This is a genomic window from Frankia sp. CoWAU3, from assembly GCF_977971855.1.
In genome coordinates this window covers 1-5652 of record NZ_CDWWXB010000045.1, presented here as the reverse complement: position 1 = coordinate 5652, position 5652 = coordinate 1, and the positions used below count along the sequence as shown (strand labels likewise).

The 5652-nt window shown below is 70.8% G+C and carries 5 protein-coding genes; 2 read left to right on the top strand and 3 right to left on the bottom strand.

Going from position 1 to position 5652, the window contains the following annotated elements; genetic code table 11:
- Together AC08ON_RS06750 and rsmA are read left to right on the top strand one after the other, a co-directional pair.
- A partial coding sequence (locus AC08ON_RS06750; RefSeq protein ID WP_476616639.1) for a TatD family hydrolase occupies window positions 1-296 on the top strand: 296 nt, incomplete at its 5' end.
- 119 nt (window positions 297-415) lie between these two features.
- A complete protein-coding gene (gene rsmA / locus AC08ON_RS06745) occupies window positions 416-1168 on the top strand; it encodes a 16S rRNA (adenine(1518)-N(6)/adenine(1519)-N(6))-dimethyltransferase RsmA (protein WP_476606918.1) in 753 nt (250 codons plus the stop codon).
- Window positions 1169-1211: 43 nt separating this feature from the next.
- Here rsmA and AC08ON_RS06740 read toward each other — a convergent pair whose 3' ends face one another.
- From AC08ON_RS06740 to glmU, 3 genes are all read right to left on the bottom strand, one after another.
- The gene (locus AC08ON_RS06740; protein ID WP_476606916.1) at window positions 1212-2237 is read right to left on the bottom strand and encodes a tryptophan--tRNA ligase; all 1026 of its coding nucleotides are present in this window, start codon (window positions 2235-2237) and stop codon (window positions 1212-1214) included.
- Window positions 2238-2348: 111 nt separating this feature from the next.
- The gene (locus AC08ON_RS06735; RefSeq protein ID WP_011438336.1) at window positions 2349-3323 is read right to left on the bottom strand and encodes a ribose-phosphate diphosphokinase; all 975 of its coding nucleotides are present in this window, start codon (window positions 3321-3323) and stop codon (window positions 2349-2351) included.
- Window positions 3324-3594: 271 nt separating this feature from the next.
- Entirely contained in the window at window positions 3595-5199 is a 1605-nt protein-coding gene (glmU, locus tag AC08ON_RS06730) for a bifunctional UDP-N-acetylglucosamine diphosphorylase/glucosamine-1-phosphate N-acetyltransferase GlmU (protein WP_476606917.1), read from the bottom strand.
- Between the last annotated feature and the right edge of the window lie 453 nt (window positions 5200-5652).

Here is a 5652-nt window from a genome sequence, read left to right as displayed (position 1 = left end):
ACACGGCGATGGCGAAGATCTGCGCGGACGCCGGGTACGTGATGTCGTTCGCCGGCAACGTCACCTTCTCCAATGCCGCCAATCTGCGGGAGGCGGCGGCCGTCGCCCCGGCGGATCTCATCCTGGTGGAGACCGACGCGCCGTTCCTCACCCCGACCCCCTGGCGGGGCCGGCCCGGCGGCCCGTACCTCATTCCGCTGACGCTGCGGGTGCTGGCCGAGACCCGCGGCGTCGGCGTCGCCGAGCTCGGCACGCACATCGCCGCGAACGCGGAGCGGGTGTTCGGGCCCTGGTAGACACCGACGCGCTGTTCTCGCCGGCTGAACTTCGGGCCCTCGCGCACGAGCTGGACCTGCGGCCGACGAAACGGCGCGGACAGAACTTCCTCGTCGACGCGAACACCGTCCGCCGGTTGGTGCGGCTCGCCGGCGTCGGCCCGGACGACACGGTGCTGGAGATCGGGCCAGGACTCGGGTCGATGACTCTGGGGCTCGTCGAGGCGGCGAAGGCCGTCGTCGCCGTCGAGGTGGATCGCCCCCTCGCCGCGGCCCTGCCGGTGACCGTGGCCGCCCGGCTGCCGGCCGACGTCGCCGAGCGGTTGCGCGTGGTGGCCGCCGACGGTCTGCGGGTCACCCCGGTCGACCTGCCCGCCGACGTGGCCGCGCCCGGGGTGCTCGCCGCGAACCTGCCCTACAACATCGCGGTGCCGCTGCTGCTCGGGCTGCTGGAACGGCTGCCCTCGCTGCGCCGTGGGCTGGTGATGGTCCAGGCGGAGGTTGCCGACCGGCTCACCGCGCCGCCGGGAAGCCGGGTGTACGGGGCGCCCAGCGTCAAGCTGGCCTGGTACGCGCACGCCCGGCCGGCCGGCGCGGTGCCCAGACCGGTCTTCTGGCCGCAGCCGAACGTCGATTCAGGGCTGGTGGCCTTCGCCCGCAGGCCCCTGCCCGGTCCGGCGCTGCTGCGGGCGGACGTGTTCGCCGCGATCGATGCCGCGTTCGCGCAGCGCCGCAAGACCCTGCGTACGGCCCTGGCGCCCTGGGCCGGATCGCCCGCCGCCGCTGGGGAACTGGCGCGTGCCGCCGAGGTCGATCCCGGTGCCCGGGGCGAGACCCTCGGCATCGCGGCCTTCTGCCGGCTGGCCGCCGCCCGCGCCGCCCGTTCCGACTGAGCCGCCCGGCGCAACGGCGGGGAAGGGCGCAACGGCGGGGAGGTCAGAGGGGCGAGATCCCGATTGCGCGCCGGACGCCGGCGAGCACCGGCCGGGCCCGGTCGCGGGCCCGCTCGGCACCCGCCGCGAGGATGCCGTCCAGCTCGCTGTCCGGGGCGATGAGCTCGGTGTAGCGCTCCCGCAGCGGTGACAGCCAGTCGTTGAGCGTCTCGAACAGGGCGTTCTTCACCTCGCCCCACCCGGTGCCGCCCTGCTCCAGACGGCCGCGCATCTCCTTGATTTTTTCTGGAGTCGCGAAGTTCTCGAGCAGGACGAAGGCCGCGGAACTGTCCGGGTCCTTCGGGTCCGCCAGCGGTGTGCTGTCGCTCACGATCCCACGGACGAGTTTCCGTAGCTGCTTCTCCGGCGCGAAGAGGGGGATTGTGTTCCGGTATGACTTGCTCATCTTGCGGCCGTCGATGCCGGGCAGTACCTTCGCCGAGCTCCCGGCCGGGAGGACCACCTCCGGGATCTTCAGGCTGAACACGTCACCGAACAGATGGTTGAAGGAGCCGGCGATGTCGGCGGCGTATTCCACGTGCTGCGACTGGTCCTGGCCAACGGGGACCACGTCAGCATTCATGATGAGAATATCGACGGCCATCAGAATCGGATAGTTGAACAGGCCCATGTTGATGCCGGCGTCCAGATCGGGGACGCCGGCCTCGGCGTTGCGGTCACGGGCCGCCTTGTAGGCGTGGGCCCGGTTCATCAGACCCTTGCCGGTGACGCAGGACAGCACCCAGGTCAGCTCGAAGATCTCGGGGACGTCGGACTGGCGGTAGAAGATCGTGCTCGTCGGGTCGAGCCCGAGCACGAGCCACGTGGCCGCCACCGAGCGGGTATAGCTCGCCAACTCCTCGCGACTACGCACGGATGTCAGGGCGTGATAGTCGGCGACGAAGTAGATCGACTCGTAGGCCGAGGTGAGCTCCAGCGACGGCCGGATCGCTCCGATGTAGTTGCCGAGGTGCGGCTCGCCCGTCGGCTTGATCCCGGTGAGAGACACCTTCGGCTGTTGCGCTGCCATGGCAGGGCAGTCTACGGACGCGGGGCGGCCGCCGGGACGCCCCAGGTCGTTCGCCGCGGCCGTTCGCCTGCCCGCGCCTGTCTCGCGGCGGGGTGGGGATGCGAGCCTCGGTCAGGCGTCTCCGCCGAACAGGCCGGTCACCGACCCGTCCTCGAACACGGCCTTGATGGCCGCGGCCAGCAGCGGGGCGATGGACAGTTCGGTGATCTTGTCGATGCGAGCCTCGCTGGGCAGGGGCAGCGTGTTCGTGAGGACGACCTCGCTGATCTCCGAGTTCTTCAGCCGGTCAGCGGCGGGGCCGGAGAGCACGCCGTGGGTTGCCGCCGCGATGACGCCCGCCGCGCCGTGCTCCTTGAGTGACTCCGCGGCCTTCGTGATCGTGCCGGCAGTGTCGATCATGTCGTCGACGATGACGCAGGTCCGTCCGTGCACCTCGCCGACCACGTCGAACATCTTCACCTGGTTGGGAACGTCCGGGTCACGCCGCTTGTGGATGATGGCCAGCGGGCAGCCGAGCCGGTCGGTCCACCGCTCGGCCACGCGGACCCGGCCCGAGTCGGGGGCGACGACGGTCACCTCGGACGTGTCCAGCTTGGACTCGATGTAGTCGGTGAGCAGCGGCAACGCGAAGAGATGGTCCACCGGCCCGTCGAAGAAGCCCTGAATCTGGGCGGTGTGCAGGTCGACCGACATGAGCCGGTGCGCGCCGGCGGTCTTGAACAAATCGGCGACGAGGCGGGCCGAGATCGGCTCCCGGCCACGGTGCTTCTTGTCCTGGCGCGCATAGGGGTAGAAGGGCGCGACGACGGTGATCCGTTTGGCGCTGGCCCGCTTCAGCGCGTCCACCATGATCAGCTGTTCCATCAGCCAGGTGTTCACCGGAGCCGAATGGCACTGGAGCACGAAGGCGTCGCAGCCCCGAACCGATTCGGAGAAGCGGACGAAGATCTCGCCGCTGGCGAATTCGTAGGCATGGGTGGGTACGGGCTCGACGTCGAGCGCGGCCGCGACCTCCGCCGTGAGGCCCGGGTGCGAACGTCCCGCGAAGAGCATCAGATTGCGCCGGTTCTCGGTCTGGTAGGCCACCGCGTACTCCTCGGGCGTGACGGGATGATCGGGCTGGCGTGATCGGGCTGGCGGGGGCAGTCCCCGGGCGGGTGACCCGTCCGGGGGAACGGCCGTGAGGCTGCACGGTTCAACACTCGGGCATACCCGGCCCCGCACCTGTTTGCGCAGGCGGGATGGTACCCACGTGCCCGGATCGCCGCCCGCGGACCCCGGGCCGCCGACCCGGGCGGGGCAGGTCGGGCAGTGTGCATCCCCTCGCTGGCCAGAGAAGGTTTGGACGGACGTCTCTTTACGTTCTGCTCCCCGCGCCGGGAATGCCAGCGATGCCGGCCTCGCCGGTATGCGGCAACTCACTCCGGTGCGCCACGTCACCCTGATGAGCTGGGATCGGCACGGCGGCCTCGGCCGCGGACGGTTGCGGCATTTCATCGGGATACTCGGGATCCCCGGCGCCGCCGGGGGCCCGGACGCCGGCTGCGGCGGCCGCTCGTGCCGCCGGGCTGCCGGGACGGCGGCGGGAGACCCAGCCTTCGATGATCCGTTGCCGCCCCTCCCGGACCGCCAGCGCGCCCGGCGGAACGTCCTCCCGGATCACGGATCCGGCGCCGGTGTAGGCCCCGTCCCCGACCGTGACCGGAGCAACGAGCATGGTATCGCTGCCGATCCGGACGTCCGAGCCGATCACCGTGCGGTGCTTGGCCACCCCGTCGTAGTTCACGAAGACCGTCGTGCATCCGATGTTGCTGCGCTCGCCGACCACCGCGTCGCCGACATACGCCAGATGCGGGACCTTCGTCTGGTTCCCGAGATCGGCCGACTTCGTCTCGACGAAGGAGCCGATCTTGCCTTCGCGGCCCAGTCGGGTGCCCGATCGGAGATGGCTGTAAGGCCCGACCACGGCCCCGGCGCCGATCTCGGCCCGCTCGGCCGTGGTCCGCAGGACGGTCGCGCCTGCGCCTACCGTCGTGTCCGTCAAGGTGCATTCGGGGCCGATGACGGCGCCGCGAGCGACGTGCGTCCGGCCGTGCAGGAAGGTGTTGGGGGCGATAGTCGTGTCCGGTTCGAGAGTGACGTCGGCGTCGATCCAGATGGTCTGCGGGTCGACGACGGTGGTGCCGGCGCGCATCGCCGCCTCGACGATCCGGTCCCGCAGCACCCGTCCGGCGGCGGCGAGCTGGACGCGGTCGTTCACCCCACCGGCCTCGCCGGGATCGTCCACGACCCGCGCGGCCACCGGCTGCCCGGCGGCGACCAGCAGCCCGACGACGTCGGTGAGGTACTCCTCGCCTTGAGCATTATCCCTGGTCAGCCGCGCGAGCGCGGTCTGGAGTGGGCCCGCGGCGAACGCGTACACGCCGGTGTTGATCTCTCGGATCGTCGCGGTGGCGGCGTCGGCGTCGCGATGCTCGACGATGGCCCGGACCGCGCCGTCGCCGTCGCGCACCACCCGGCCGTAACCGGTGGCGTCGTCGATGACGGCCGACAGGACAGTCGCCGCGGCCGCCCGGGCATGGTGCTGGGCCACCAGAGCAGTGAGCGTCGCGCTGGTCAACAGCGGGGTGTCGCCGGGCAGCACGACCACCGTGTCGCCGGGCGCCAGCTCGCCGAGCGCCGCCAAGGCCACCCGGACGGCGTGGCCCGTGCCGTGTTGGCGGTCCTGGACGACCGGGACGACCTCGGGAGCCTGCTCCGCCAGCATCGCCGCGACCTGTTCGCGGCCGTGGCCCACGACGACCGCGGTACGCGCCGCCGCGAGGGCTCCGGCCGCGCTCAGCACGTGGTGGAGAAGGGAGCGCCCAGCGATGTGGTGCAGCACCTTCGGTCTCGTCGAGCGCATGCGCTTGCCTTCGCCCGCTGCCAGGATGATGACGGCCACCGGACGTGATGATGTCACGCGATCTCCCGAGTCTTCGGACCTGGACAGCGGTGGGGCGACGGCGCCCACACTACTCGTCGGCCGGAAGGCGCCGGCAGATGCCACGGCCATCCCGGGAACACGCCGGCCCCGGACCGGGAAATGATGTGTGCCTGGCCACCGCCGTGGTGATGGTGCGGCGGCGGTGCTTCCGGAATATTCTTTTCGATGGTATTACTGGTGGTGCCTGGTAGTGCTCCGCCGCCACGACTCGAACGTGGACTAAGAGAACCAAAATCTCCTGTGCTGCCGATTACACTACGGCGGACCGCGAGAAAACACGCCAACTCTACCATCGTGGGGTGGCTCGGATGGTAAAAGCCGGGCCGCCGCCGGCTACCCGGCCCGCCGGCCGGCGCGGGCGGGCGTCCCGGACCGGGTTTGGCCGACTGCCGTTCATCTCTTCGTCGCCCGACTGTCAGCTTGTCGTTT

Excerpts from the sequence above, each read along its gene's own strand:
- AC08ON_RS06740 (WP_476606916.1), bottom strand. The coding sequence starts at position 2,237 with ATGGCAGCGCAACAGCCGAAGGTGTCTCTCACCGGGATCAAGCCGACG.